This is a genomic window from uncultured Rossellomorea sp. (assembly GCF_947488365.1).
Taxonomy (GTDB): domain Bacteria; phylum Bacillota; class Bacilli; order Bacillales; family Bacillaceae_B; genus Rossellomorea.
The window spans coordinates 371,005-393,806 of sequence record NZ_CANKZT010000003.1 but is presented as its reverse complement, the minus strand read 5'-3'; the positions used below and the strand labels follow the sequence as shown (position 1 = coordinate 393,806).

General features: G+C 43.3%; 26 protein-coding genes. 7 read left to right on the top strand and 19 right to left on the bottom strand.

Annotated elements, in window-relative coordinates:
- Positions 1-35: 35 nt before the first annotated feature.
- The 5 genes from Q1B03_RS13170 to Q1B03_RS13150 form a co-directional block, all read right to left on the bottom strand.
- A complete protein-coding gene (locus Q1B03_RS13170) occupies positions 36-1,064 on the bottom strand; it encodes a DUF4030 domain-containing protein (protein WP_299741824.1) in 1,029 nt (342 codons plus the stop codon).
- A complete protein-coding gene (locus Q1B03_RS13165) occupies positions 1,064-1,588 on the bottom strand; it encodes a sigma-70 family RNA polymerase sigma factor (RefSeq protein ID WP_299741822.1) in 525 nt (174 codons plus the stop codon). Before Q1B03_RS13165 ends, Q1B03_RS13170 begins: the two co-directional genes overlap by 1 nt.
- 384 nt (positions 1,589-1,972) lie before the next feature.
- A complete protein-coding gene (locus Q1B03_RS13160) occupies positions 1,973-2,371 on the bottom strand; it encodes a flavoprotein (protein ID WP_299741820.1) in 399 nt (132 codons plus the stop codon).
- A 259-nt stretch (positions 2,372-2,630) separates the two neighbouring features.
- Entirely contained in the window at positions 2,631-3,644 is a 1,014-nt protein-coding gene (locus Q1B03_RS13155; protein WP_299741818.1) for a cyanophycinase, read from the bottom strand.
- A 245-nt stretch (positions 3,645-3,889) separates the two neighbouring features.
- Positions 3,890-4,777 (bottom strand): DUF6843 domain-containing protein, encoded by an 888-nt coding sequence (locus Q1B03_RS13150; protein WP_299741816.1) that lies wholly within the window; start codon positions 4,775-4,777, stop codon positions 3,890-3,892.
- 267 nt (positions 4,778-5,044) lie between these two features.
- Here Q1B03_RS13150 and Q1B03_RS13145 point away from each other — a divergent pair, with 267 nt between their 5' ends.
- Positions 5,045-5,290 carry a DUF3243 domain-containing protein gene (locus Q1B03_RS13145; protein ID WP_341357967.1) on the top strand — a complete coding sequence of 82 codons (246 nt, stop codon included), beginning with the start codon at positions 5,045-5,047 and terminating at the stop codon, positions 5,288-5,290.
- A gap of 47 nt (positions 5,291-5,337) precedes the next feature.
- On the opposite strand, the gene Q1B03_RS13140 is transcribed toward Q1B03_RS13145, so the two are convergent.
- Positions 5,338-6,108, bottom strand: coding sequence for a PAS domain S-box protein (locus Q1B03_RS13140; protein ID WP_341357414.1), 771 nt, complete (start codon positions 6,106-6,108; stop codon positions 5,338-5,340).
- Positions 6,109-6,296: 188 nt separating this feature from the next.
- Positions 6,297-6,629 carry a general stress protein gene (locus Q1B03_RS13135; RefSeq protein ID WP_366141292.1) on the bottom strand — a complete coding sequence of 111 codons (333 nt, stop codon included), beginning with the start codon at positions 6,627-6,629 and terminating at the stop codon, positions 6,297-6,299.
- 227 nt (positions 6,630-6,856) lie between these two features.
- Between Q1B03_RS13135 and Q1B03_RS13130 the strand changes: the two genes are divergently transcribed.
- The gene (locus Q1B03_RS13130) at positions 6,857-8,050 is read left to right on the top strand and encodes an MFS transporter (RefSeq protein ID WP_299741814.1); all 1,194 of its coding nucleotides are present in this window, start codon (positions 6,857-6,859) and stop codon (positions 8,048-8,050) included.
- 35 nt (positions 8,051-8,085) lie between these two features.
- On the opposite strand, the gene Q1B03_RS13125 is transcribed toward Q1B03_RS13130, so the two are convergent.
- From Q1B03_RS13125 to Q1B03_RS13075, 11 genes are all read right to left on the bottom strand, one after another.
- Positions 8,086-8,544: a DinB family protein gene (locus Q1B03_RS13125; RefSeq protein WP_299741812.1), complete on the bottom strand. Its 459-nt coding sequence runs from the start codon at positions 8,542-8,544 to the stop codon at positions 8,086-8,088.
- A gap of 157 nt (positions 8,545-8,701) precedes the next feature.
- A complete protein-coding gene (locus tag Q1B03_RS13120) occupies positions 8,702-8,890 on the bottom strand; it encodes a hypothetical protein (RefSeq protein ID WP_299741810.1) in 189 nt (62 codons plus the stop codon).
- A gap of 26 nt (positions 8,891-8,916) precedes the next feature.
- Positions 8,917-9,177, bottom strand: coding sequence for a hypothetical protein (locus Q1B03_RS13115; protein WP_299741808.1), 261 nt, complete (start codon positions 9,175-9,177; stop codon positions 8,917-8,919).
- A gap of 10 nt (positions 9,178-9,187) precedes the next feature.
- Positions 9,188-9,640 (bottom strand): GNAT family N-acetyltransferase, encoded by a 453-nt coding sequence (locus Q1B03_RS13110; protein WP_299741806.1) that lies wholly within the window; start codon positions 9,638-9,640, stop codon positions 9,188-9,190.
- A 108-nt stretch (positions 9,641-9,748) separates the two neighbouring features.
- Positions 9,749-11,050 carry a hemolysin family protein gene (locus tag Q1B03_RS13105; RefSeq protein WP_299741804.1) on the bottom strand — a complete coding sequence of 434 codons (1,302 nt, stop codon included), beginning with the start codon at positions 11,048-11,050 and terminating at the stop codon, positions 9,749-9,751.
- A 792-nt stretch (positions 11,051-11,842) separates the two neighbouring features.
- The gene (locus tag Q1B03_RS13100) at positions 11,843-12,436 is read right to left on the bottom strand and encodes a GNAT family N-acetyltransferase (RefSeq protein ID WP_299741803.1); all 594 of its coding nucleotides are present in this window, start codon (positions 12,434-12,436) and stop codon (positions 11,843-11,845) included.
- A 31-nt stretch (positions 12,437-12,467) separates the two neighbouring features.
- A complete protein-coding gene (locus Q1B03_RS13095; protein ID WP_299741801.1) occupies positions 12,468-12,782 on the bottom strand; it encodes a hypothetical protein in 315 nt (104 codons plus the stop codon).
- Positions 12,783-12,895: 113 nt separating this feature from the next.
- Positions 12,896-13,327, bottom strand: a complete 432-nt coding sequence (locus Q1B03_RS13090; protein WP_299741800.1) for an NUDIX hydrolase — start codon at positions 13,325-13,327, stop codon at positions 12,896-12,898.
- Between the two features lie 40 nt (positions 13,328-13,367).
- Positions 13,368-13,763: a hypothetical protein gene (locus Q1B03_RS13085; protein WP_299741798.1), complete on the bottom strand. Its 396-nt coding sequence runs from the start codon at positions 13,761-13,763 to the stop codon at positions 13,368-13,370.
- 133 nt (positions 13,764-13,896) lie between these two features.
- Entirely contained in the window at positions 13,897-14,544 is a 648-nt protein-coding gene (locus Q1B03_RS13080; protein WP_299741796.1) for a uridine kinase, read from the bottom strand.
- A 99-nt stretch (positions 14,545-14,643) separates the two neighbouring features.
- Positions 14,644-16,428, bottom strand: a complete 1,785-nt coding sequence (locus Q1B03_RS13075; RefSeq protein ID WP_299741794.1) for a M3 family oligoendopeptidase — start codon at positions 16,426-16,428, stop codon at positions 14,644-14,646.
- Positions 16,429-16,566: 138 nt separating this feature from the next.
- Between Q1B03_RS13075 and Q1B03_RS13070 the strand changes: the two genes are divergently transcribed.
- Positions 16,567-16,743, top strand: a complete 177-nt coding sequence (locus tag Q1B03_RS13070; RefSeq protein ID WP_299741792.1) for a hypothetical protein — start codon at positions 16,567-16,569, stop codon at positions 16,741-16,743.
- 856 nt (positions 16,744-17,599) lie between these two features.
- Here the strand turns inward: Q1B03_RS13070 and Q1B03_RS13065 are convergent.
- Positions 17,600-18,154: a CBO0543 family protein gene (locus tag Q1B03_RS13065; protein WP_299741790.1), complete on the bottom strand. Its 555-nt coding sequence runs from the start codon at positions 18,152-18,154 to the stop codon at positions 17,600-17,602.
- A 334-nt stretch (positions 18,155-18,488) separates the two neighbouring features.
- Between Q1B03_RS13065 and Q1B03_RS13060 the strand changes: the two genes are divergently transcribed.
- From Q1B03_RS13060 to Q1B03_RS13045, 4 genes are all read left to right on the top strand, one after another.
- Positions 18,489-18,698 (top strand): hypothetical protein, encoded by a 210-nt coding sequence (locus Q1B03_RS13060; protein WP_299741788.1) that lies wholly within the window; start codon positions 18,489-18,491, stop codon positions 18,696-18,698.
- Between the two features lie 287 nt (positions 18,699-18,985).
- On the top strand, positions 18,986-20,473 hold the full coding sequence (locus tag Q1B03_RS13055; RefSeq protein WP_299741787.1) for a spore germination protein: 1,488 nt from the start codon (positions 18,986-18,988) through the stop codon (positions 20,471-20,473).
- A complete protein-coding gene (locus Q1B03_RS13050; protein WP_299741785.1) occupies positions 20,470-21,639 on the top strand; it encodes a Ger(x)C family spore germination protein in 1,170 nt (389 codons plus the stop codon). The genes Q1B03_RS13055 and Q1B03_RS13050 overlap by 4 nt, the downstream gene beginning before the upstream one ends.
- 22 nt (positions 21,640-21,661) lie before the next feature.
- Positions 21,662-22,774 (top strand): endospore germination permease, encoded by a 1,113-nt coding sequence (locus Q1B03_RS13045; RefSeq protein WP_299741783.1) that lies wholly within the window; start codon positions 21,662-21,664, stop codon positions 22,772-22,774.
- Positions 22,775-22,802 lie beyond the last annotated feature (28 nt).

Here is a 22,802-nt window from a genome sequence, read left to right as displayed (position 1 = left end):
AAGAGGCTTAGATAAGCCTCTTAAATTTATTTACTTCAGTTGATTACCTTATCGTCCTTACTATAGATCGTGATATGGTAGGAATCACCCTTAATCCTGGCTTTCATTTGATCGGATTTCAAAAATTCATCAATGACGTCTTCAAGCTGCTTGGCAAAAACCTTTGCATTTTCGTCCTTGCTTGATAGGGTGATAAAAGCTTGAATCTCCGGTTCGGGATGCACGGAATACCCGACCATCCTCACTTTGTAATCTTTCTTCCCTAACAAGTCATCACTGACAGTTTGCAGGATCTCCCTCCATCTTCTATCTTGCTCTCTCTTCTTCATGTTGATTTTTTTGATTTCAACTGGAATAGGGCGTATATTATTTTCACTCATTATCTCTCTTACTACTTCCTTGATTTCATCGCTCGTGGCTTCCGTAGTATTGGGGATTTCCAGCTGAATGCTCTCTGGTCTCGCCAAGTGTGCCAGCTGCAATACTTCTACGTTTCGCTTCCCAAGCTCTTCCCTGACACGACTGTCAATCAACTGGAAGTCTTCACTTCTCTGCTGCGTTTCCTTATCTTTCTGCGGAACCTTTGGCTCTTTATATCTACTCACTTTAACTGTATAGGCATCATAGTTTCTCGATTTCAGAAAATCCATGGCCACTTTTTCAACCTCTGCTTTGACACGATTAAAATAGTCTTGATCGCCTTCAATTCCGATTCGGATCACTTTCTCCGGAAATGATACACCGAGGCCGTTAACAGGATATCCTTTTTCTCTTAGTTCATCTGACATGTCCATTACGACATCACCCTTGGATTCGAAAATGCTCCCCAGGTACGGAATCTTGGATACCACATTGGCCATGGCGGGCGATACCAGAGCCGAACCGATTAATAATCCAAATAAAAGGATGGCGGCACTGCTATAATACATCCACTTCCTTCCGCGGCCTCCCCGATCCTTCTTCCCTCTCTCAATGGCCATTTGAATCGTATGGTTCAATTTGTCTTCAGGGATTTGAATGCTGTCCATCTCGTCTTTAATGTTATTGCCTAAATGATCCTTCATCAGATACACCCCTCCCTTAAATCCGATTTCAAGAGATTAATGGCTCTATGCAATCGCGTCTTGATCGTTCCTTCAGGGCAATGGAGCATTTCAGCGATTTGCTTTATGGTAAGATCTTGATAATATCTAAGAATAATGACCGTTTTATATGAAACATCCAGCCGTTCAATCGCCCCTGCTAAATCCATTTTTTCTTCAATTCCAAGATTCTGCTCTTTAGAAAGTATATCTACTTCATTCGTCAGGATGATACGTTCATTCTTTTTAATAAAATCCAATGCTGTATTGATTAAAATCCTTGATAACCAAGTTGAAAAATACTGAGGATTTTTCAGGGCATTAATGGATATAAAAGCTTTATAAATAGCATCCTGTACAATATCAAGAGCATCATTTTCATTTTTCACATACATATAGGCCATTCGATAAAGCTTGTTTTTTTCCTGATGAATCAACTCTTGAAAGGCCTTCTCATCTCCCCTTTTCGCTTTCTTGACCTTTTTCTCCATCAACTTCAACTGCACTCACCCGCTTTCTACCCGTTAGACTAGTGAACAGACCAAAACGTTTCACACTATGTCAAAAAAAGAATCTATCTACACTTAGATGAACTCTAACGTCTTCATGTAATCGGATGTAATCCCATGTTATGTACTCTTTTTCGGCTATGCCTACGTTAAAGTTACTATTTCCTGCGTTTTTCGAGTGAAAATGGTCACTCACGCGAAAAATCGTCTCATCCGAGCACACCAGAGCAGCTCATATAAAGAAATTGCTCTATCATTTCGATGTGTGACAAGCCTTTACATCCATTTATCGGCGAAAATCAGATTTTAACGGCGAATTGCCTCCACCACAATCAGGGACGTACCTCGATTCTCCAGGAGAACGTACTCTTTGCGGTTGTTTTAGAGGTCCGTCCCTCGCACAACCCCCGTCTCAATATAACTCCTCACTATCTTCCAATTGTTCCCCTTTTTAAACGTGTCAAAGAACAAGTGACACGTTTCCATTGCTTCCCCATTCAGCACAATCGTTGCAGACAGAATCGCCATCACTTCATCTTCCTTCATAGGAATGATCGACACCTCATGGATCTCCCACTCTGCGTGCTGCTTTTTCACAAAATCAAACCCCTGCTTCCAGCCCTCAATCGATTCCTCATATCCAAAATCAACGGTTTCTCCATCCCTGATTTCCCTGGCTTGATAATCAGTCGAAATGAATTTCTCAAACTCTATGATAGAGGAATTCTTCCAAGCGTCTAAAAATACATCAAGAAACGGCTTGAATGTTTTGTCGTTCATAGAAACCTCCTAAAGTATGTTACTACCAATTATTTCAAAAGTCGGCCATGTACTCAATCACTAATTCTTATTAAAAAGAAGCTCATCATATCTGACAGGAAACTCTCCTTCTTTTTAAGTGAAGGCTGATTCCACATGTTATAGAAAATATCCACTGAGCCTCCGGAAATCAGGTAAAGGTTTCACTCAAAAAAAAGGCACCAAATCAACAAGATTCAGCACCCTTCTTATTATTCACAAGCCCTCGTCAAGCCCCATACTAATTCCCATAAACCGAACCACTCGACGAACTCAGAACCCCATTGACCGCTTCCAACTGATAAGAAAAACCAGTATGACTCGCCCAATTCGTCATATCGATCGTATCGCCATTCTCCAATTTAATGACATCAACATTGCTGATGGAAAGAGGCGATACATTGGCAGGCTGTGAAGAAGCCTTGGCAAGATAAACCGATTGATCGGTCCCTCCCGGCTGCACGACCACCCTGGCAGATCCATCGGCTTCGATCAATAGAGAGGTTTGCTCATTCACCGCTATCCCCTTTGCCTCTGTTGTCCATCCATCCAATAGATTTCGGGATAAGAACCCGACGAATCGACCCATCCGGTCCCGCTGCTCGAAGTGGCTGTCCGTAATGGTATTATCCAGGTAACGGTTCTGAAGGAAGTCCCTTGAAAACGTCATATAGCGATTGTATGGATCAGCCAATGCTTCATCTGAATACACGGTCCCATTTGCAGCATCGTAGACAAAGTCTCCTTGAATGGCTAGTCCCGCAGAGGTACCTCCAATCGGGATCCCTTTCTGAATCTGAGCGTTCAGTGCATCTTCAAGAGGAGTTCCTTTAATATAATCCACGTAAAGAAACTGATCTCCCCCAGCAAAGAAAATCGCTTCTGCGTTCTTCACCTTATCCAGCACGAAATTTTCATACGCGGCATTCCGATTTTGCAACAGGATCGTTTCAACCGAATTCAGTGGCGATTGATTGTCAGCCGCTAAATCGTACAGGTACTGATTGTACCCGTCACTGCCTGATGTTCTAAGTACAACGAAGTCTCCTCCATTCGCTTTCTCCGCCATCCACCTCATCGCTTCATCCACGTCAGTCGAGCCACCCATCAGATTCACACCATATGAAGTGGCAGTCGTGACATCCCCTTCACTTCCATAGGAATAATACGTATAGTTCCTTTTTGCAGCACCCGCGGAAGTAACGGTACCTCCCCATAAAGCTGCGACAACCAATAAAGCAATCAGTCTTTTCACACACTCGTCCTCCTTTTTTTAAGATCACTCTATCTATTGCAAGTTCTATGCCAATTATGAAAGCGCTTTATTTACTGAATAATGTAAAAATTTAAACAATAATTGGTTTTTATTGGGTCCTATAATTTCGGTTTTAATCAACCCAATTATGTATTATCCCTTGGCTGTAATCGAATGAAAATATCCCTTAAAACTCAATCACCAATTCACATAAAAAAGGCTCAACCTGTTTAGTTAAACTCCTCCTAGTCATCATGCAAACCCGACCAATACTTCACAATCTCCCGTCCCTGGGCAGAGTAGCGGTCATTTCCATCTAAATAGAAGTCCTCCCCGCAGTCCGAATTCGTCACCTGGAATGCATCATATGAAATGTCCGTGCCATCGGAGCCGGTCACGCCTCCACTCACGCTATGATGTATACAGTAATCCTCGATGGAGGTTCTGTTTCCATCATCATCTACGTAGAAATACTGATTTTGATTTATGTTATATCCCATTTCTTTTTTAGAAGTTTGATAGATACCGTACTTTTCAATATCCGTACTCATCAACGTGGGCAGACTCTCAATCTCTACAGGAATGACGGAAAACTCTCCATTTTTCTCAATGGAAGGTCGATCCGGCATGCCATAGAAAACGACAATCGTCCCTTCATAACCTTCAGGGATCAGGTAGCGGTTTTTTATTATTTCTCCTTGATCTTCACTGGATATCCAATTCACTGCCAGCATCACAATTGCCACCACAGAAACCACGCTTACTAATTTAAGATAGAATCGCTTATTCTCCCGGTCGGGACCCGGTGTGTTCTTCCTTTTCAGCCATTCATCTACCAAGAAGAATATTACCGCACATATCACCGCAAACCATGCAAACCCGTCTATCACAAAATACGTGATAGCTCCAAAGAAAGCATGGATGAAACCAGCAGCCATTATCCGTCCCTTCGATAGCCTTCTCGTTAACCTATCAGAAAGCAATGAAACGGGAATCCCATAAGCCAGGTTACCGGCTAAGGAATAAATCAAGACAAATGGAAAGAGCACAATGCCCCCGTCCAGTATGCTGATGATCATCAAAAAAGTAGAAAGAATCAAACTCGTATAAATAGCCTGCTTTAATTTATTCATTCTCTCAACCTCCAAACGAGATTGTGAATTATTTCACATTATAAATTTATCATAAATAGTGATTTGTTGGAAGGAAAATAGGATGGTTTCTCTGGATGTATTTTGCTGTACCTCTCTTCAAATAACACCACCCCGGTATCTCGATGTGCTCTTCCTTGTTTATTGTCATTCTGCAAGAGAAAGACACTAATAACAACTACAAAAGGAGGAATGCATTATCGAACACGGTCCAAAACAAGCAGCCGCACAAATGAATGAAGACAAGAAATCCTGCAGCATTTCGACTCTTTCAAGAACTATTTGGGAAATCAGGTTCAAAAGGGAGAGAAACTGGGTCTAGGTGAGGAAGCACTTTCTAAGGGAGCCAAGCGTGTAGCCGACTATTTAGCGGAGCATGAGGAGCCACGAAACCGGGAACAGAAAGTGCTGAATGAGATGTGGAATGTCGCTAATAAGGAAGAGCGGGAACATATGGCTCATGTGCTGGTCAAGCTTGCTGATCAAACCAACTAAAACACAAAGTAACGCCCCCAGCGCCATAGACCGCTGGGGGCGTTTTTTTATGGCTGGACGTTTACATACATGTAAGCTAGGGCATCTTTTACTGTAGCAAACGTAGGAATCGATGAGAGCTCGATGTTCTGGTTTATGGCGCTCATGGCCATTTCCGGTCGTAGTCCCGTGATGATGGATCGAACGCCCAGTAAGGCTAGCACACTTGTAATCTTAAAAAGGGCATCGGTAACGAATTGATCTAAGGTGTAGACACCGGAAAAATCAATGATCACCTGATTGACGTTCTGTTTTCTCACTTTGGCCGGAATGATATCGAGGAGCAGGCGGGCTTTCTCTTCATCGACCTTCCCGACGATAGGAAAGACGGCAATATCGTCCAGCAGTGGAACCAACGTAGCAGACAATTCATTTATTTCAGCCACCATTTCCGATTGCTTCTTTTCCCTTTCTTTCTTCTCTGTGATGTCGTGCACATATGTTTGAATCGCCTGAGTATTCCCTATCATGAGGGGGTGACAATACAACTCGACTTCCACGGTCGATCCGTCCGTTCGATAGACCGTTTCCTCAATGACATCCGCGGGCTTTCCGTAGGCAGATTGGATTCTTTTCCTGATCGCGTCTTTTGAGGATTCCCTGAAGATATCCAAGGGACTTTGACCGACGACGCCTTCTTTATCCGTTCGAAAAAATTCCTCCGCCGCCCCGTTTACATACATGATTCTGTAATCCGTATGTATGATAAGTGGATCTAGTGAATATTCCATAACCTCGAGATAATCTATTTCTGATATATCCTCACACACAATGCTCACTCCTTTCCCCTAACGATAGCGTTAATCACTATAGGACGCAAGAAATAAGGGAAAATGTTTCCCCTTCGATTCATGACTTTTATCACATACATATATCGGAGCCCTTGAAGCGGGAAATATACAAAAAGACCTGTCATGGATGTTTGACAGGTCTTTTTTCGTTTCCGGAAAAGATCCGGCTATTGGATTTAGTTGTTTGAGTTGTTAGATCTATTGGAGCTGTTGGAATTATTCGAGCTGTTGGACGAGCTATTGGAATTATTTGAGCTGCCCGAGTTCCCGGACTGGCTTCCGCCTTTCGCTCCAATTTCCTGATAGAATTTCTTATCGTGATTTTCTGAAGTTGCTTCTCCACCTTTTTCACCGATCTCTTGGTAGAATTCTTTGTCGTGGTTCTTCGCTGTTTGTTCGCCGCCTTTACGACCTGCTTCCTCGTAACTCATTTTGTTGTTGCTGTTATTGCTGTTGCTGCTGTTGCTGCTGTTGTTGTTATTGTTGTTACTGTTGTTACTGTTAGACATAAATAAAATCCTCCTTAAGTTTAGTAAAATGGTGTTGTATGTTTGTACATTGGTTATATACCTCGTGAGATGAGAGCTAAACAGATGTAGGGGGTTTTTAACATTTTTGTAATTTAATTTACACCGGAGCGAGGTTAGGAAGGAGAATGCCTTATGATAGAAGTGCTTCCTCCAGAGGTGTATGATGAAGATAGAAATCTTCAAAAAAATATAAGGAGTCTTGCTACATGGATTACATCAAACGGGGAACACCGGCCTTCAAAAACGCAAACCTGGCCCTGTTTGCAGGCGGATTCAGCACCTTCGCCATCCTCTGGGGAACTCAGCCCCTGCTCCCGGATATCGCAAATGAGTTTGATATTTCACCGGCCACCTCAAGTCTCAGCCAGTCTTCCACTACCATTGCCCTCGCTATCAGTCTATTAATCGCAGGATCCTTATCTGACGTCTGTGGAAGAAAATCCGTCATGACCTTCTCGTTACTGGCATCTTCCATTCTTGCCATATGCACAGGATTTACATCAAGCTTCCATATGCTCATCATCGGCCGGATCTTGCAGGGGATTACACTCGCCGGGCTTCCTGCTGTTGCCATGGCATACTTGGGTGAGGAAATTGAAGCGAAGAGTCTTGGGATGGCCATGGGGTTATACATCAGCGGGAATTCCGTTGGGGGAATGTCCGGTCGGATCATCAGTGGCGTCCTTACCGACCATTTCAACTGGCATGTCGCATTGATGGGAGTCGGGATCATCAGCTTGCTTTCAACCGTCATCTTTCTTGTGCTTATCCCGCCGTCTGCCCATTTCAAACCTCAGACATTTCAGCTGAAATCATTGGCCGGATCCCTGTTCAGCCAATTCAAGGTACCGGGACTCACGTATCTCTTCACCATTGGATTTCTATTGATGGGCGGGTTCGTGTCCCTCTACAATTACATCGGATTCGAGCTGATCGCACCACCCTACTCACTCAGCCAGACCGTTGTCGGATTCATCTTCATCGTCTATATCGTCGGTACCTTCAGCTCGACGTGGATGGGGATGCTCGCCGATCAGTATGGAAAAAAAAGAATCCTGCCGCTTTCGCTAGTTATTATGTTATCCGGGGTATCAGCTACCCTGCATCCGAATCTGTGGGTGAAAATCATCGGGATCGCCATCTTTACCTACGGATTCTTCGCCGGCCACTCCATCGCCAGCAGCTGGGTGGGACGGTTGGCCATCCACGATAAAGCGCAGGCGTCAGCACTCTACTTATCCGCCTATTACGCAGGATCGAGTGTCGGAGGAACCGTCAGTGGTAGCTTCTATCATCAATTTAACTGGCCAGGTGTCGTGTGGATGATCGTTGCCCTTTCCGTGACCTCCATTGGGATATCGTTATGGTTGGGGAGAAGGGAACTAGCACAATCAACATAAAAGAGGACTTGCCACCAAGTCCTCTCTCTTAGGCTTTAGCCCTTCACTCCCGCTCGCGGATTCCAAGACCCCTGTAATTTTCTGATATAAAGAATTTGTCCTGCATGGTAAGTGGTATGGATGGTGAGGTGGGCAATGATTTCAGTCCACTTAGTCAGATTCACCTCATTTACCGCTTCAACCGTCTTCTTCCAGTCAGCCATCAACTGATCAATCCGCTCGGACGTTTCACTCCAGCTGAGACGTTCCCTATTCTTGAACGTGCTCCCACCTGTACTCTCTTCATTCTCAATCCCTTTCAATCGATTTAAATGGCGTTGATTATAGTAGATGAGATGATGGATGATTTCAGAGATCGAATTGGTGGCTTCATTTGGTTTCCACGTTGCTTGTTCCTCTGTGAGATCCTTGATGGAATTGATCAACGAGACAAACCAGGTATTTTGAGTGTGGCATGCATCCAGTTGCATGAGTAATACTTGTTTCGCATTCATCCTAATTCCCTCCTGCATTTCCGTATCACTTATACTTTCAAGATAGAGAAGGGTGTTTCCTCTTACCATTTCAATTCTCCATAAAAAAAGATCCTTTTTTGTTAAAAAGGGATCTCCACTGTTTCATTAGCTTATCTTCATTTCCACAGAGACTCTATTATCTGCCAAAAAACTCAGGCAGCCGTACGCCAAGATCGAATAATGCGCTCGTTACAAGAAGAATCAGCACCGGGATTACACAGAGCATCAAGATCACCGTCCAGAATGTAGGGGAAGAATCCTCCCGCTTTTTCTTCCGATATAGATCTTGAACCCGCTTCTGCTTTTCGTTAGTATGGTGGCTCATGTGTTCCTCCTTCATAATGGATAGTCCTAAAACCCGAACCCTATCAATCCAATAATAAATAAACCAATAAAGATGATAAATCCTACCGGAAGAACCACCATAAGCACCGCCGATGCCTTCCTCCAAAATCCCGGCGCACTATACCAGGAAGCAAGGGCCGAACCGATATATCCTACTGCAATGATCCACACCCACAGATTCCCAATCTGTTTGCCAACGAGGGATTGTAAAATCAAGAACGTGACAATCAGGATGAAGATTGATACAAGACCATTGTATTTTCTCATCTAAATCCCCCTACTCTTTTAGACGCCATTCATACTTAATATCCGGCAGATTCTCTTCATTCTCCTTCCCTCTGCCGATAATCATAAATCCATTCTTTTCATAAAATCGCTGAGCATTTCGATTCACTTCAAACGTATATAAGGTTAAGCGGCCACTCGATTGCGTTTTCGCTTTATCCAATAAGGTCTGACCTATTCCAACACCTTGATAATCGACATGAATGTAAAGCTGACTGATTTCCGTTTCATTATATGCGGCCATTCCCACTACTCTTCCATCTATTCGTGCTAAATCGATTTGATATTGTTCAGGCAGGATATGGGTTAAAAAAAAGAGGTGACTGTCCACGCTGTGCTTTTCTTTTTGATCAATGGCTGTTTCTTTACTTTCCCGCCACATGTTCACGGTTTCTTGGGCATAGTCGGGGTGAAACGGAGTAATAGTGATGTGCTTTTGTCGCATGCTGTATCCTCCTTTTTATATGAAGACTCCTTTCAAATCAGGATGTTGCCTTGGTATTACAAGTAAAGAAGCAACCAGCTTTCTTGAGCCGGTTGCTTCTTTTGGTGTCTATATCTTTGTCACTTCTATATAGCGGAGCTGGATCCCGTCTTTTTCAATCACTTTAAAGCGATACCCTTCTTCCTCAATGAAGCTGCCGACTTTGGCATCGAGGTTTTGTGTCATGAACCAGCCGCCGATGGTGTCGATGTCCAGTTCACCAATGTCAATGGTTATATTCAAAAGAGAGTTGACATCATTGATGAGAACCTTTGAATCAAGAAGGTAATGACCATCCTTGAGTTTTCGGATTTCAGCTACTTCATCCTCGTCAAATTCATCCCGGATTTCACCGACGATTTCTTCAAGGATGTCCTCAACCGTCACAATTCCTGATGTACCTCCGTATTCATCAATCAGAACGGCAATATGAACCCGCTCTTTCTGCATCTTGACAAGCAGGTCATGAATCGGAATCGTCTCGATGACTGTAATGATGGGATTGACAAAAGGTCGAAGGGTAAAGTTCGTATCCAGTTCGTTGACCATCGCCTCTGTCAGAAGCTCTTTCATATTTACGAATCCTTTGACATTATCCTTATCGCCGTTCACGACAGGATAACGCGTGAAATTCTCTTTTCGAATGGTATTTATCACGTCCTCGAGCGTATCGTCTATGGAAAGGGAGACGATTTCTTTTCGTGGGACCATGATTTCCTTCGCAATCCGTTCATCGAATTCAAAGATGTTGTTCACATACTTTAGTTCGTTCTTATTGATTTCACCGCTTTTAAAACTCTCCGAAAGCAGGATCCGAAGCTCTTCCTCTGTATGAACTTCTTCATGCTCCGAAGCCGACTTCAACCCGAAGATTCCCACAAGCACACGTGCAGATCCATTTAAGAACCAGATAAAAGGATACATGATCCGGTAAAACCAAATGATCGGGCCGGAGAATAATAGCGTGACGGCTTCGGCTTTCTGGATCGCCACCGTTTTTGGCGCAAGTTCCCCGACTACAACGTGAAGGAATGTCACAAGGGCAAAGGCGATACCGAAGGACAGGATATGCGTGATCGCTTCATTTAACTCGAAATAAGCAAAAAGTGGATGCAAAATCTTCTCCACAGTCGGCTCACCCAGCCAGCCCAAACCAAGTGCCGTAATCGTAATTCCAAGCTGGCAAGCAGATAGATACTCATCAAGATGAGTCACGACCTTCTTAGCGGCAATCGATCCTTTACGATTTTCCGCTATGAGCTGATCAATCCTGGAACCCCGTACCTTTACAATCGCAAATTCCGTCGCTACGAAAAAAGCGGTTAAAGCAATCAATAAAACAATTAAAATTAAGTTTATAGACGTTGTCAATTAGCAGCCTTATCCTTAGATAAGGCTTACACCTCCATCATGATAAATTTCATACACCAAGTGAATGGCTAGATCGATGAAAGCATGAAGTGAAAACTGCTTATCTCTAGAAGGGATTGAATAGAACCCATATTGAGAAGTAGACCGTCCAGCTTCCAGCAACCCGGATTGAATCATTGAACCGAATGTTACGCAGCATCGCTCAGCTGAGTCGTATCTTAGCTTCTCTGTCCCATTAGTATCCCTCCAGACGTTAATATAAAATAATATATTATGATTTTACTTAATTATGAGATTTTATTCAAACATATTACGATAGAGGATTCCCAAATAGATTGGGATAGCTTTGCTTATGAACGCTTTCCTACAAAACCAATAATTGATCGAATAAATAGCCACTATACAAACCGCCAATCATTTGTATCCCTCATATCGTAAACCAAATCCTTGCGATGATACCATTCCCCAAACTTCTTCGTCCCCGAATTTTCTTTCACCCTGTGGTATTCTATAAAATACGATCGTATCTAACATTTGATTGGAAACGCACTAGGAAAACCATTCAATGCTTCAATAAAGATCATCCTATAGCGTAAATCAACTACTACTTTCCCTCTACAATAGCAACAAATTTCACGAAAAGAGCCTTCTAAAAGTATGTGCAGAGGAAATCCTCAAAAAAGTGAAGCTTATTCAAGTTAATGATAAGCTCCCCTTAATTTAATTTGAACGTTTGTCACTTAACCGTTACACCAACTGAATAAAAAAACCTGTTTGATTTACCATAGCGCCTTACATTCCTACAAGGATATGGGATTTAGTATGATTTCTAACATAATCCTCCCGAAGAAGCCCATAAACAGCACAGTCCTTATACTGACCCTTCGCATTTCGAATCATATGCCGGATGATCCCTTCCTGCTCCATCCCTGCTTTCGTCATGATCCTGCCTGAAGCCGGATTATCCGTATTATGGGCGGCGGATATTTTATGAACGTCCATATGTATAAAGGCAAATTCCACGACCGCTTTCAAGGCTTCGGTACCATATCCTTTATTCCACCAATTGTATCCAAGGGAATAACTGACCTCGCAATTCCCTGTAGAGTGGCCAAAATCATATAAATCGATCTCTCCGATGAGTACACCATCATCTTTGAGTTCAATGCCCCAGTGACAAAACTCCTTCGATTCATACCCACTCACAATCCTCTCCACACGCTCCTGCGTTTCGGCAACGGTCTTATGTGCCGGACTAACTCGATTGTCGGCGATCCGCTCATCCGACATCCAGTGGCCAAAGACGCTTTGAATATCGTCGAGATCCAATTTTCGAAGGATGAGTCGATCTGTTTCCAAAGTGGGAGTTCCGTAAAAATGGACCATACTATCTCTCCTTGTCTATTAACCACACATTTTAAAAATAGGTAATCATCATAATGACAAAACTGATAAGCGTAAATAAGACAGCTCCATAAAACACTGAACCTACATTTGCCTTCAATTCATTGTCCTTTTGGATCTTCCATCCTGCCTCACTCGCCTCCAAAGTAGCTCCTTTGGATAAGGCACCACCACTACTGTTAAAAAAGAAAAGTCCGACCGTTAATCCCAGTCCGATAAAAAAGCTCCATTCTCCGTAAGAAAAAGAGAACAGAAGGCTCCCGACCCAGATAGCTATAGCAAGTATCGCAGCCGTTAGTAATGACGTTCGTGTTATGAATTTCTTCATATTATATACCCCCTCGTATATTACTAATACTTACGAGTGGAGGCCTTAAAAAGTTTCAATTTTCAGTCAAAAAGAGATTCAACTGTACACCATTCCTGGAAGATTGAATCCCCCTAAAACTCAATATAAAATGGATGCTGACTCTCTTCCAAACAAAGCTCGATCCGCTCTCTGAAATTCGAATGAGTCACCATCTCGAGCGCTTGCTCAATCGAAAAAAAGCCCACCTCAAGACTCTCCTCTGAAGTCGTCGGTTCGCCTCCAACAGGCTTCGCGAGAAACAGAGTGTTGCAGATGGATCTTTTCACATTTTGAAATACCCCGCAAAATGCCAGTACCTCCACATCCATTCCTGTTTCCTCTTTCGTCTCTCTGATCGCAGCCTCTTTCAACGACTCCCCTTCTTCCACCTGACCACCGGGCATTTCCCATCCACGCCTTGGTCCCTTTATCAACAGGATTTCCTGTTGGTTATTGATGACAATGGTGGCAGCTGAAACGATATGTTTTGGCGGTGAATATATATCCTGTGTGTTTTGTGTCATAAATAACACCCCTCCACTTCAATAATAATTTTCCTCAGAATTAATTTATACGATGTTCGTGAGTAGATCTAAAAAATGCCTCTTTCACATAAATCGTATACGTCAAGACAATCACCGAAAAAATAAAATTCCCTATAAAAGGCTGATCGGGCTGTACAGATAACAATAGGAAACTGATCACCCCAAACAACACGGAGTACGCGATGAATAGCCAAAAACCCCATTTTTTCAATCTCATATACCCATAAACCATCACTAAGGAAAAGAACGCCACTACTACTCTCATGAATCGTTCAGGCATAATCGGTACTCCAAACCTTTCAGAAATGCTAATCGTATCAGCAGCAGCCTGATAAAAAATAGCGGTAAATAATAATACGATTGCACCAAAAATATAGAAATAACTTATGATGGATACACCTATAGGTCTCTTCACGATTTGACCTCCATTATTTTGCGTTGTCTACAAACTCCCTTAATTCCAATTATGTCAAAATAAACCATCACACTCAATCACTATTTTCACTAAAAGAAGCCTGCCCACATTCGGATAAGCTTCCTGTTTACACTTACGACCACTCCATATCCTTTTCCACCCAATACCCCTCATCCGAATTCCTCACCACTACATCAAAATTCTCATGCTTCGGATGCATAAATACCTCATATTGGATTCTGCGTTCGTCATGGGTTTTCCGTAAATACTCGACATCCATGCCTCTTTCGGAAACATCGCGGATTCCTCTTCTTATAAGCTCTGTCTCGCCATCTGTGTAAAAGTAAATCTTAAGGTCGTATAAGTCGGGGTTGCTGAATGCAACCGTCATCCCTTCTACAATCGTCAAGTTGATTCGGGAGGAGATGAGCTGACTTCTTTCATAAGGGACGTCCATGGTATAGAAGTCCATTCCCTCCCTTACCATCTTAACGTCCCGATCGAGAGCCAATACATGGTGGGCAGCCGGATGGCAGGCAGTCATTTTGGATTGATGGATTTCATTGTTGTACTCATATTGGATGGAGGTGTGCCTTCTTACGCCAGAACTGACGATATAGGGATCGGCATTGATATAATTGATATCCTTTCCTTCCAGCAGCGTCAAAAGCTTCTTGGCAAACGTGGTTTTACCCGAAGCACCATGTCCTGAAATACCGATGACCATTTTTCGATCTTGCTGGTTTAATAGATTGGCTATGTTATGTAAGATCTTGTCCATGAACTCTCTCCCTATGATTCGTGATTATTTTTCTCGTAAAATACATCTTCAAACATCACCGCTCAAATCGATTTCAGAATCACATTTGAATCCTATTCATTAGGTTTCCTCTTTATGAAGATAAGCTGCTAATCTCACAAACTCCTCACTATCCTCTACACACAACGCCATCCCTTTTTCCCAAAAGGCTTCCTCCGTAATGTCTTCTCCCAGATGCTTCATGACGAGTTCTTCTGCCGACATGCGCCCTGAATCCCGCAAGAGGTTCATGTATTGCTCCTCGAATCCTTTCCCCATTTCCTTTGCCCTGACGAAGAGATTCAGTGCAAGTAAATATCCAAAGGTGTAAGGAAAGTTATAAAAAGGAGATTCTGTTTTATAGAAATGGGGCGTCCATACCCACGAGTGAATCGGGACCTCATCCAGGGAACCCGCATACCCTTCTTCTAAGGCAGCCTCCATCAGTTCGTTCAAACGTGATGCGGGGACGAACCCCTTTTTCCGTTCTTCGTGAAAGTTTTTTTCAAAGATGAATCTGGCATGAAGGTTCATGAAGTTCATGACACTGCGCTTTAATTTCTCATCAAGGATGAACAGCTTCTCTTCCTCCGTCTCCGCTTTCTCCATGGCCGCCTCGAGAATAATCATCTCTGCGAAGGTCGAAGCCGTTTCGGCCAGGCTCATGGGGTAGGACTTGTTCATCCCGTTCACTGATTTCATCGCATGGTTATGAAAGGCATGACCAAGTTCATGCACAAGGGTCAATACCCCTTTGAATGTGCCGGGAAATGTCAGGAACACCCTGGACTCCCCCGTCAACGGAAACGCCGCGCAAATGGGAACTGCAGACTTTCCCGGACGATTTTCTGCCTCGACCCAGCCTTCACGGAACGCCGTCTCTGCAAACTGTCCCATTTCGGTACCAAATGCGAGAAATTGCTCCTCGACCAAAGCCGCAGCCTCTCCGTATTCCATTCCTTGATGGTGATGATTCATTGGGGACCAAAAGTGATAAGACTTCATTTTGGCATCGCCGTTCATGTCTGCCTTCACATTCAAGTATTGGGCAAACGGTTCTTTATATCTCTCCATCACCGAAAACATCGCATTCAGCGTTTCTTCCTTCATCCGGTTTTGGGCCAGAGGAACATGGAGGACGTCCTCAATTCCCACGCTCTTATACATATTCAACCGGAAACCGGCCAGATGGTTCAAGATTTGCGCAAACTGCCCCTCAAGCCCGGTCCACTTTTCCACCAGCGCCTCATGAGATTCTTTTCGAATCGAAGCATCGTGGTGCGAACGCAGATTGATGGCCTGCCCTACAGAGAAATCCTGACCCTTTACCTGGACCTTAATGCTGCTCATGAACGATTGATAGAACTGCCCCCAGGCATGGTACCCGTCTGCCATAAGGTCCGACACCTCCTGCGAAGGCTCCCGGTCCGCTTCTTCCCGCCACTCTTGAAGGGTGAAGCGATACTCCTTCAGATCCTCTGATGCAAGCAGGCTCATCCACTCCGATTCCTCCGTATGGGCTAATTTCCTCTTCAGGTCACTGTTGATAGAATCATATTTTGATTGAAGAGCCGTGGATTCCCCTCTGTAGAATTGTGCGCCCTGGTCTTTCGGATTTTCGGAAAGAAGACAGATAGCATAGGATCTTGCTTGTGATACGGACATCTTTATATCCCTAAGTCGATTAAGAACATCGACTAGTTGATCCGAATCTATTACCGCCGTCCACTCTTTCACCATTTCTTCCAGCTCCATAATTTTGGCTTCCGTCCACTTCATATGATCATGTAATTCAGGTGATGTGCCTCCTCCTTTGAAGATGCTGTCGAGATTCCATACTGTTTTGTATTTTGTTTGAGTCATCATAAGCTCCTCCTACCTTAGTTCCGAACAAAACATACGTTCTTATTTTAATCCATTTTGAACATTTTTCCAACTCCTATTTGCCCTAAAATTCCAAATAGACTATAATTTCTTCCTAACACTGAACAGGATGATCACACCATGCCTTTATCAAATACAACGATACATATGAACGGAAGCATTGTCATGAATGGAATTGATCGAGAGTCCCAAATCTATTGTTCAAGCAACTGCATTAAGAGCAACGGGGCCGATCACCCGGCTACCATACTAAAGAAAATTCGACACGGCGGATCGATTATTTTAAAAGAGGATTAATAAATCAAAAAAGGTTCAAAAAAGTTTAAGCAGGATTAATCATTTTATATCAGGATCGATTATGGTCCGATTTGGATCAATTCCATAGCAGAAGGGATTCCCAATAAAGAATTTCACTCTAATTCCGGTACTCATTATCACTCAAGGAACCGAATCTAGCTAAACTAACGTCCTTTTCCGTTGAAAGACAGAAAAAAGAGGACCGATGGACTTCTATTCAAACCTCAAACCGGATGATCGATGGGAGCCCTCCCCCGGTCACTGTTCATTCCATTCCTCAAGCTGGCCCAAATCTTTATTTAACCGTAAAGGACTATCTTAGCAACTTCCACCTGCCGGAAGACCAGCTGGAATTCACCAGCATGCCACTCGATCAAATCCATCATCCCTCTATTTCAAAGGCACCACCCATGTAGTGATCCCGCATGACGTCGAACCCGTCGGATATTTTGCTTAGGAAAAAGGGGGAAAACTTCGTAAATACACTTCTAATCAAAAAAGGCAAGACTACTAACCTCGTTCTCTATCGATGAAAGCACCAGGGGCAGGGCTTTGCCAACCATCTTATGACGCACAGTATGATCTACACACCATCCTTCAGTTGAGTTGGTCACGCCCATGAATGGTGGATTCTATTATGAGTTCGATTAGTCTTATGATCATTCCTACCGGTGATGGATTTAGAAAATGACACAGACCCTTTCCATGATCCGTCAAGGAAAGGATTTTCCTTTATTATCGTTCCCAGATACACGAAGGAAGAACGATTCTGTCCCCACCACACTTCTAGGTCTTACTAAATATTCTGGTAGTTGGTGTCATGGGGTGAGTATATTGCACGACAGCAATATCCGTTTCACTTCTTATCAGTGCCCGACTCAGAATCAAATACAACCTCAACCAGCCATCTTATCCCATAGGAAAGGATGATATAGATGATAAAAGACCACCATCTCTTCCAATGATATACTTTATAAATATCTAACCATTCAAACACTGGCTCAGCAATAAACGATGCACATGCTGCTAGAACGATATTCGCATACAAAAAGGATTTCCCTTTAGGGAAGTATTTATATAGAAGCATGTAGGTAACAGGGATTAATGCATAGTCAAAGACATATGCTTTTGGAAGAATAGGGATTAATTGTGACGGATAGCCCCATAACCCAAGCTCAAATCCAAGCCCATCCAGGTTCGCTGCCACTATGATCCATATTAACCCAAGAAAGAGCAGCCTCGGCATCTCCTCTCTTCTCGTTAAACGAAAATAGAAGTACCAGGACAGGATGAAGAGTCCTATTAAGAACCACCAGCGTGGGGATAGGAAACAATATTCCTGCCAATACACAGTATTCTCGTGAACAACATTCAAAGCCTTTTCTCTTATTCGATCATATTGTTCTTTCATACACGACCCCCTACGATCAACTATTTTTTATAAAAAGATCCTTTTCAATTTCAATTTGTTAGAGAGTAAATGAAAGCTTTTATGGGTTTTTATGGGTTTTCATGAGTTGCATCGTTCATAGTTTCCACGGTCAACGTATTTTCATTCATGTTTTCATTGAGTGATTTACATACTGATGCCCGCTCTTCAATGCGTTCATCTAAAAATGAGTTGCTATCCCTCTTTTCAGTTAATTTATCGTATGACTTTTCTCACTTACAAGCATCTCATGTTTGTGTTAATATTATCCAAAACCGACAAATTCCTTCCCTTTTTTCGAAAGGAGATAAAGAAAATGTCAGAAAACCGAGAGCTTCTTACAATCTTGCAGACCCTCCAAACCTATTCAGAGTGTGACATTACTCATTCCTTCACTGAACATTGTTCGGAACCATTGTTTGTTTCGTACTCAAAGGAATTAGAATCATTTATCATCATTCAGAATGGCACAAAGGAAACCTATGATGATATCCATTCCGCTTTAACCCGATTAGAACATTTATGACTTATCAATACACATCAACTCAAAAAGACCTGTCGCTAATCGACAGGTCTTTTTGAGTTTCCGAAGACCACCCGGCTGTTAGTTATGATTGTTGTTCAAATCGCTGGAGTTATTGTGAATATTGGAATTTCCGGACTGACTTCTGCTTTTCGATCCAACTTCCTGATAGAATTTATTGTCATGATTTCAATCTTCTCCTTCCCTATATAAAAAATGACTCCCCTATGGAATAATCAAGCAATCTTAGCGCATACTACCATACTGACATAGTCTAAAGGGTGAGCGTAATGAACATGAATCAACCCGCAACGTTGGAAGACCGGGTAGCCGGGATTCTTGCTAGCTTGAGTGATAGCTCGGATGTTAAATCAAGATACTTGAAGTTATCCGGAGGACGTCTTTCGGCCTGCCTCCTCTATATAGATGGCATCGTGGATACCGTGTCCATCCAGGAGCATATCATCGAACCTTTATTGACCCAGCCCATAGCCGAAGATGACAGTCTTTCCATCCCTTACTTGATAGAGTCGGTACTCCAAATCACAGATGTGGAAACAGTGAAAGAAATGGACAAGATCCTTCGCAAGCTGGTGGATGGAATCACCATCATTCTGTTTGATGGGCATTCGGAGATCCTTGCCGCCGATACCTCCAAGTGGGAGGAACGATCCCTCTCAAGTCCAAAGGGACAGCGGACGGTTCAGGGGCCGGATGTGGGATTTACAGAAAGCCGGAGTGGAAATGTGGCACTGATTCGAAAATACATCAAGAACCCGTCTCTTCAAGTCGAAACTCAAACCTATGGTGATATTACAAGTACGTCTATATCTCTTGTCTATCTGCATCACATGGTTGATCCAGACATCTTATCTGATATCAAACAGAAGCTTGAACAAATCTCAGCTGACTCTGTCATCGGTTCCAACTATATCTCTGAGTACTTGACGAAAGAGTCCAAAACCCTCTTTCCACTAGTCTTGAATTCCGACAGACCGGATGTCGCCGCGGCAGAGGTTCTCGAAGGACGGGTGTGCATCGTCGTGGACGGGAGTCCGTTCACCCTGATTGCCCCGGCTGTCTTGATCCAGTTCTTTCAGTCAGCTGATGATTATTATATTCACAGTGAAGCCACTAAGTATATTCGCCCCCTTCGTTTTCTCTTCTTTTGGGTAGCTCTTTATATACCTGGTTTGTATGTGGCATTCACGACCTTCCACAAGGGTCTGTTGCCTGTGAATTTACTGTTGGGATTTACGGCACAACAGGAACTCGTGCCATTTCCCACCGTCTTTGAGGTACTTATAATCGTGACATTGACGGATGCCATCTTTGAGGGGACCAGCCGCCTTCCCCAGGCCGTGATCATCACCCTCTCTCTGTTTGGTGCCATCGTATTCGGCCAGGCATCTGTGGAAGCACAGCTCGTTCAGCCCATTACCCTTGTGATCGTCAGTGTTTCGTTCATCTATTCAAGTCTCGTTCCGATTGCCATTATGAATTATTCAGTCAGGATCCTTAAGCTCAGTTTGATACTCATTGGATCCCTGCTAGGGTTGTATGGCCTTGCGCTATTTACATTATTGCTTTTGGTACATCTCTGCTATTTACGATCGTTCACAGTTCCTTATCTTGCCCCCATCTCGCCGTTTACAAGGCGGGACATGGCAAAAGATGTATTCATCCGGAAGCCTATACCTGACATTAACAAGACCATTCCTGCGTTTCATAAGGAGGAACCAATGGAAGAACAGCCTAAAAAGGAGAGTGACTCGTGAATCTATCAAAATTACGTCTCATCACGATCCTTTTTATCATTTTGGGAACCTTTATCGTCGGATATGTGAAGAGCAGCCTTTTAAATGAAGTTGAACTTGTGGCAGGTCTCGGAGTTGACAAATTGGATGACCACTATGCCATTACACTGCAGGTGTTCAACCCTTCTGCCAATCAGAAGAATGCGACGGACCCGACAGGTGGATTCACCTATACTCAAATGGGAAGAACCATACCTGAGGCCATCCAGAAGATCAAAAAAGACAGCCTGAAAGAGCCCATCCTCGATACATTACAAGTCGTGGTTTTGAGCGAGAAACTTGCTAAGGAGGAAGGTTTGGGAGAAACGTTGGATTTTCTTGTCCGTGATTCAAGAATTCCGGCACAGATCAATACCATCATATTAAAAAATCAAAGTCCGGATCTATTTCTAAAATTATTCACCCCGCAGCAGAAACTATCCGCTTTGTACACGAATATCATGCTGAAGAATTCGAAAAAATCCTGGGGGCATTTGGTGAACACTTCTTCCGAGAGGATCAAAAGCTATTTAGAAGACAATACCTCCGACATCGTCATTCCGTACGTGGAGATTCACGGAGATGTGGAAAAAGGAACATCTAAGGAGAATATTGAAGATTTTACTCCGGCAACCCAGGTTTCACTTGAAGGATTCGCCACCTTTAAAGGAGAGAAGCTTCACTCTTACTTGACGACAGAAGAAAGCAATACGCTTGCTTTGATCAAAGGAGTCAACCAGGTGGTATCCATATCCAATCAATGCCCGGATACAGAAAAACCGTTCACCGTCAATACGATTCAGACGTCTTCTTCTCTGAAGACAGACAGTGATCCTACCACTTTTCGTCTGAAAGTGTTGATCGAAGGGAACTTGGAACAAATAGCATGTCAAAAGGATTTCACCAAACTGGCTTTAAAGGAAAAGCTTGAGAAACAAATGGAAACAAAGATTAAATCGGATATAGATCAATTAATCCAGAAAGCGCATGAGGACGGAACCGACATCCTGGGACTCAAGGATGCCCTCTACCGCCAGCAGCCAGATGTATGGAAAAAGAAACGGAAAGAAAAACATTTCCTCTCTTCGATGAACGTAGATACAAATGTGGATGTGCAGCTCATCAGATTCGGTCACATCAAGCAATAAAGAAAAAGGAGGACGGAATTTCATGAACAAAGTATCCATAACCACACTTGAAGTATGTTCGATGATGCTCCTTTTTCTAATCGGAAGCACCGTTGTGGTCGGCTTGAACTTCACGGCCATGGAAGACAGCATCCTGGCCATATTGATAGAGATAGGTTTCGGAGTACCATTGTTCTATTTCTACCTCTACCTGTTAAAAAGGAGCGGTTGGAAGGAATTCATCCCTCTCTTGGAAATGGGGTTCGGTTCCCTATTAGCCAAGGTCATTGCTTTGGTATTCAGCTTCTATTTCCTTTACATAGCGGGGAGAGTGATGAATGATTTTGCTTTTTTTACAACCCAGCTGCTCTTTCCTGACGCCCCTAACTGGATCGCATCCATTCCATTCCTGCTCGTAGTTGCTTACTGTACCATGCTTGGGATCGAAGCAGTAGCGAGGAGCGCTGTCATCATGGCTTTTTGTTCCTTGTTGATTCTGGTCACCCTATGGTTGCTGGGTTTCTTTTCAGAGGAATTTCAAGCCCGATACCTGCTGCCTCTCTTCGCACAAGGCTGGGAGCCCTTAAAAAAAATGATTATCCCTACAGGACTTACTTTTCCTTACGGGGAGCTTGTAGTATTTCTAGTACTGCTACCGATAGTCAAGAAAGAAAAACTCCAAAAGGTCGTATGGATACCGATCGTCCTCGCGGGCCTGGTCGTTATGATCACGATGGAATTGGTCATCGGAATCCTCCACGCCCCTTTCGCAAACACCTATTACTTTCCTTTTGTGAAAGCGATGGAACTGGTTACCTATTTAGGTATTGTCGAACACTTGGAGATTTTCACCTACCTCCTATTAATTGGTGGGGGATTTATGAAAGTAGCCGTTTTCCTTTACGCCGCACGGGTCGTCCTGACTCAGTTGTTTAAGTTAAAACAAAAGAATTGGCATGTGCTCCTCTTACTGGTGGCCGTTTACCTGCTTTCCCTCCATCGAAGTGACGACATCGCCGAGCACTTACATGTGGGATTGAAGCTCGTCCCCTATTACCTTCATATTCCCGTACAATTCATTCTTCCGTTGATATTGGGGCTGGTGGTTTTTTGGAAGTCAAGAAAGAAAAAAACAGCTCAGGGGCAGACACAGTAAAAACGATCAGTGGCTTCAGCACCGCTGA

What these genes read in the sequence shown, in the direction of transcription:
- Q1B03_RS13170 (WP_299741824.1), bottom strand. Translation starts at nt 1,064, where the DNA reads ATGAAGGATCATTTAGGCAATAACATTAAAGACGAGATGGACAGCATT.
- Q1B03_RS13160 (WP_299741820.1), bottom strand. Translation starts at nt 2,371, where the DNA reads ATGAACGACAAAACATTCAAGCCGTTTCTTGATGTATTTTTAGACGCT.
- Q1B03_RS13150 (WP_299741816.1), bottom strand. Translation starts at nt 4,777, where the DNA reads ATGAATAAATTAAAGCAGGCTATTTATACGAGTTTGATTCTTTCTACT.
- Q1B03_RS13135 (WP_366141292.1), bottom strand. Translation starts at nt 6,629, where the DNA reads ATGTCTAACAGTAACAACAGTAACAACAATAACAACAACAGCAGCAAC.
- Q1B03_RS13130 (WP_299741814.1), top strand. Translation starts at nt 6,857, where the DNA reads ATGGATTACATCAAACGGGGAACACCGGCCTTCAAAAACGCAAACCTG.
- Q1B03_RS13125 (WP_299741812.1), bottom strand. Translation starts at nt 8,544, where the DNA reads ATGAATGCGAAACAAGTATTACTCATGCAACTGGATGCATGCCACACT.
- Q1B03_RS13120 (WP_299741810.1), bottom strand. Translation starts at nt 8,890, where the DNA reads ATGAGCCACCATACTAACGAAAAGCAGAAGCGGGTTCAAGATCTATAT.
- Q1B03_RS13115 (WP_299741808.1), bottom strand. Translation starts at nt 9,177, where the DNA reads ATGAGAAAATACAATGGTCTTGTATCAATCTTCATCCTGATTGTCACG.
- Q1B03_RS13110 (WP_299741806.1), bottom strand. Translation starts at nt 9,640, where the DNA reads ATGCGACAAAAGCACATCACTATTACTCCGTTTCACCCCGACTATGCC.
- Q1B03_RS13100 (WP_299741803.1), bottom strand. Translation starts at nt 12,436, where the DNA reads ATGGTCCATTTTTACGGAACTCCCACTTTGGAAACAGATCGACTCATC.
- Q1B03_RS13095 (WP_299741801.1), bottom strand. Translation starts at nt 12,782, where the DNA reads ATGAAGAAATTCATAACACGAACGTCATTACTAACGGCTGCGATACTT.
- Q1B03_RS13090 (WP_299741800.1), bottom strand. Translation starts at nt 13,327, where the DNA reads ATGACACAAAACACACAGGATATATATTCACCGCCAAAACATATCGTT.
- Q1B03_RS13080 (WP_299741796.1), bottom strand. Translation starts at nt 14,544, where the DNA reads ATGGACAAGATCTTACATAACATAGCCAATCTATTAAACCAGCAAGAT.
- Q1B03_RS13075 (WP_299741794.1), bottom strand. Translation starts at nt 16,428, where the DNA reads ATGATGACTCAAACAAAATACAAAACAGTATGGAATCTCGACAGCATC.
- Q1B03_RS13070 (WP_299741792.1), top strand. Translation starts at nt 16,567, where the DNA reads ATGCCTTTATCAAATACAACGATACATATGAACGGAAGCATTGTCATG.
- Q1B03_RS13065 (WP_299741790.1), bottom strand. Translation starts at nt 18,154, where the DNA reads ATGAAAGAACAATATGATCGAATAAGAGAAAAGGCTTTGAATGTTGTT.
- Q1B03_RS13060 (WP_299741788.1), top strand. Translation starts at nt 18,489, where the DNA reads ATGTCAGAAAACCGAGAGCTTCTTACAATCTTGCAGACCCTCCAAACC.
- Q1B03_RS13055 (WP_299741787.1), top strand. Translation starts at nt 18,986, where the DNA reads ATGAACATGAATCAACCCGCAACGTTGGAAGACCGGGTAGCCGGGATT.
- Q1B03_RS13045 (WP_299741783.1), top strand. Translation starts at nt 21,662, where the DNA reads ATGAACAAAGTATCCATAACCACACTTGAAGTATGTTCGATGATGCTC.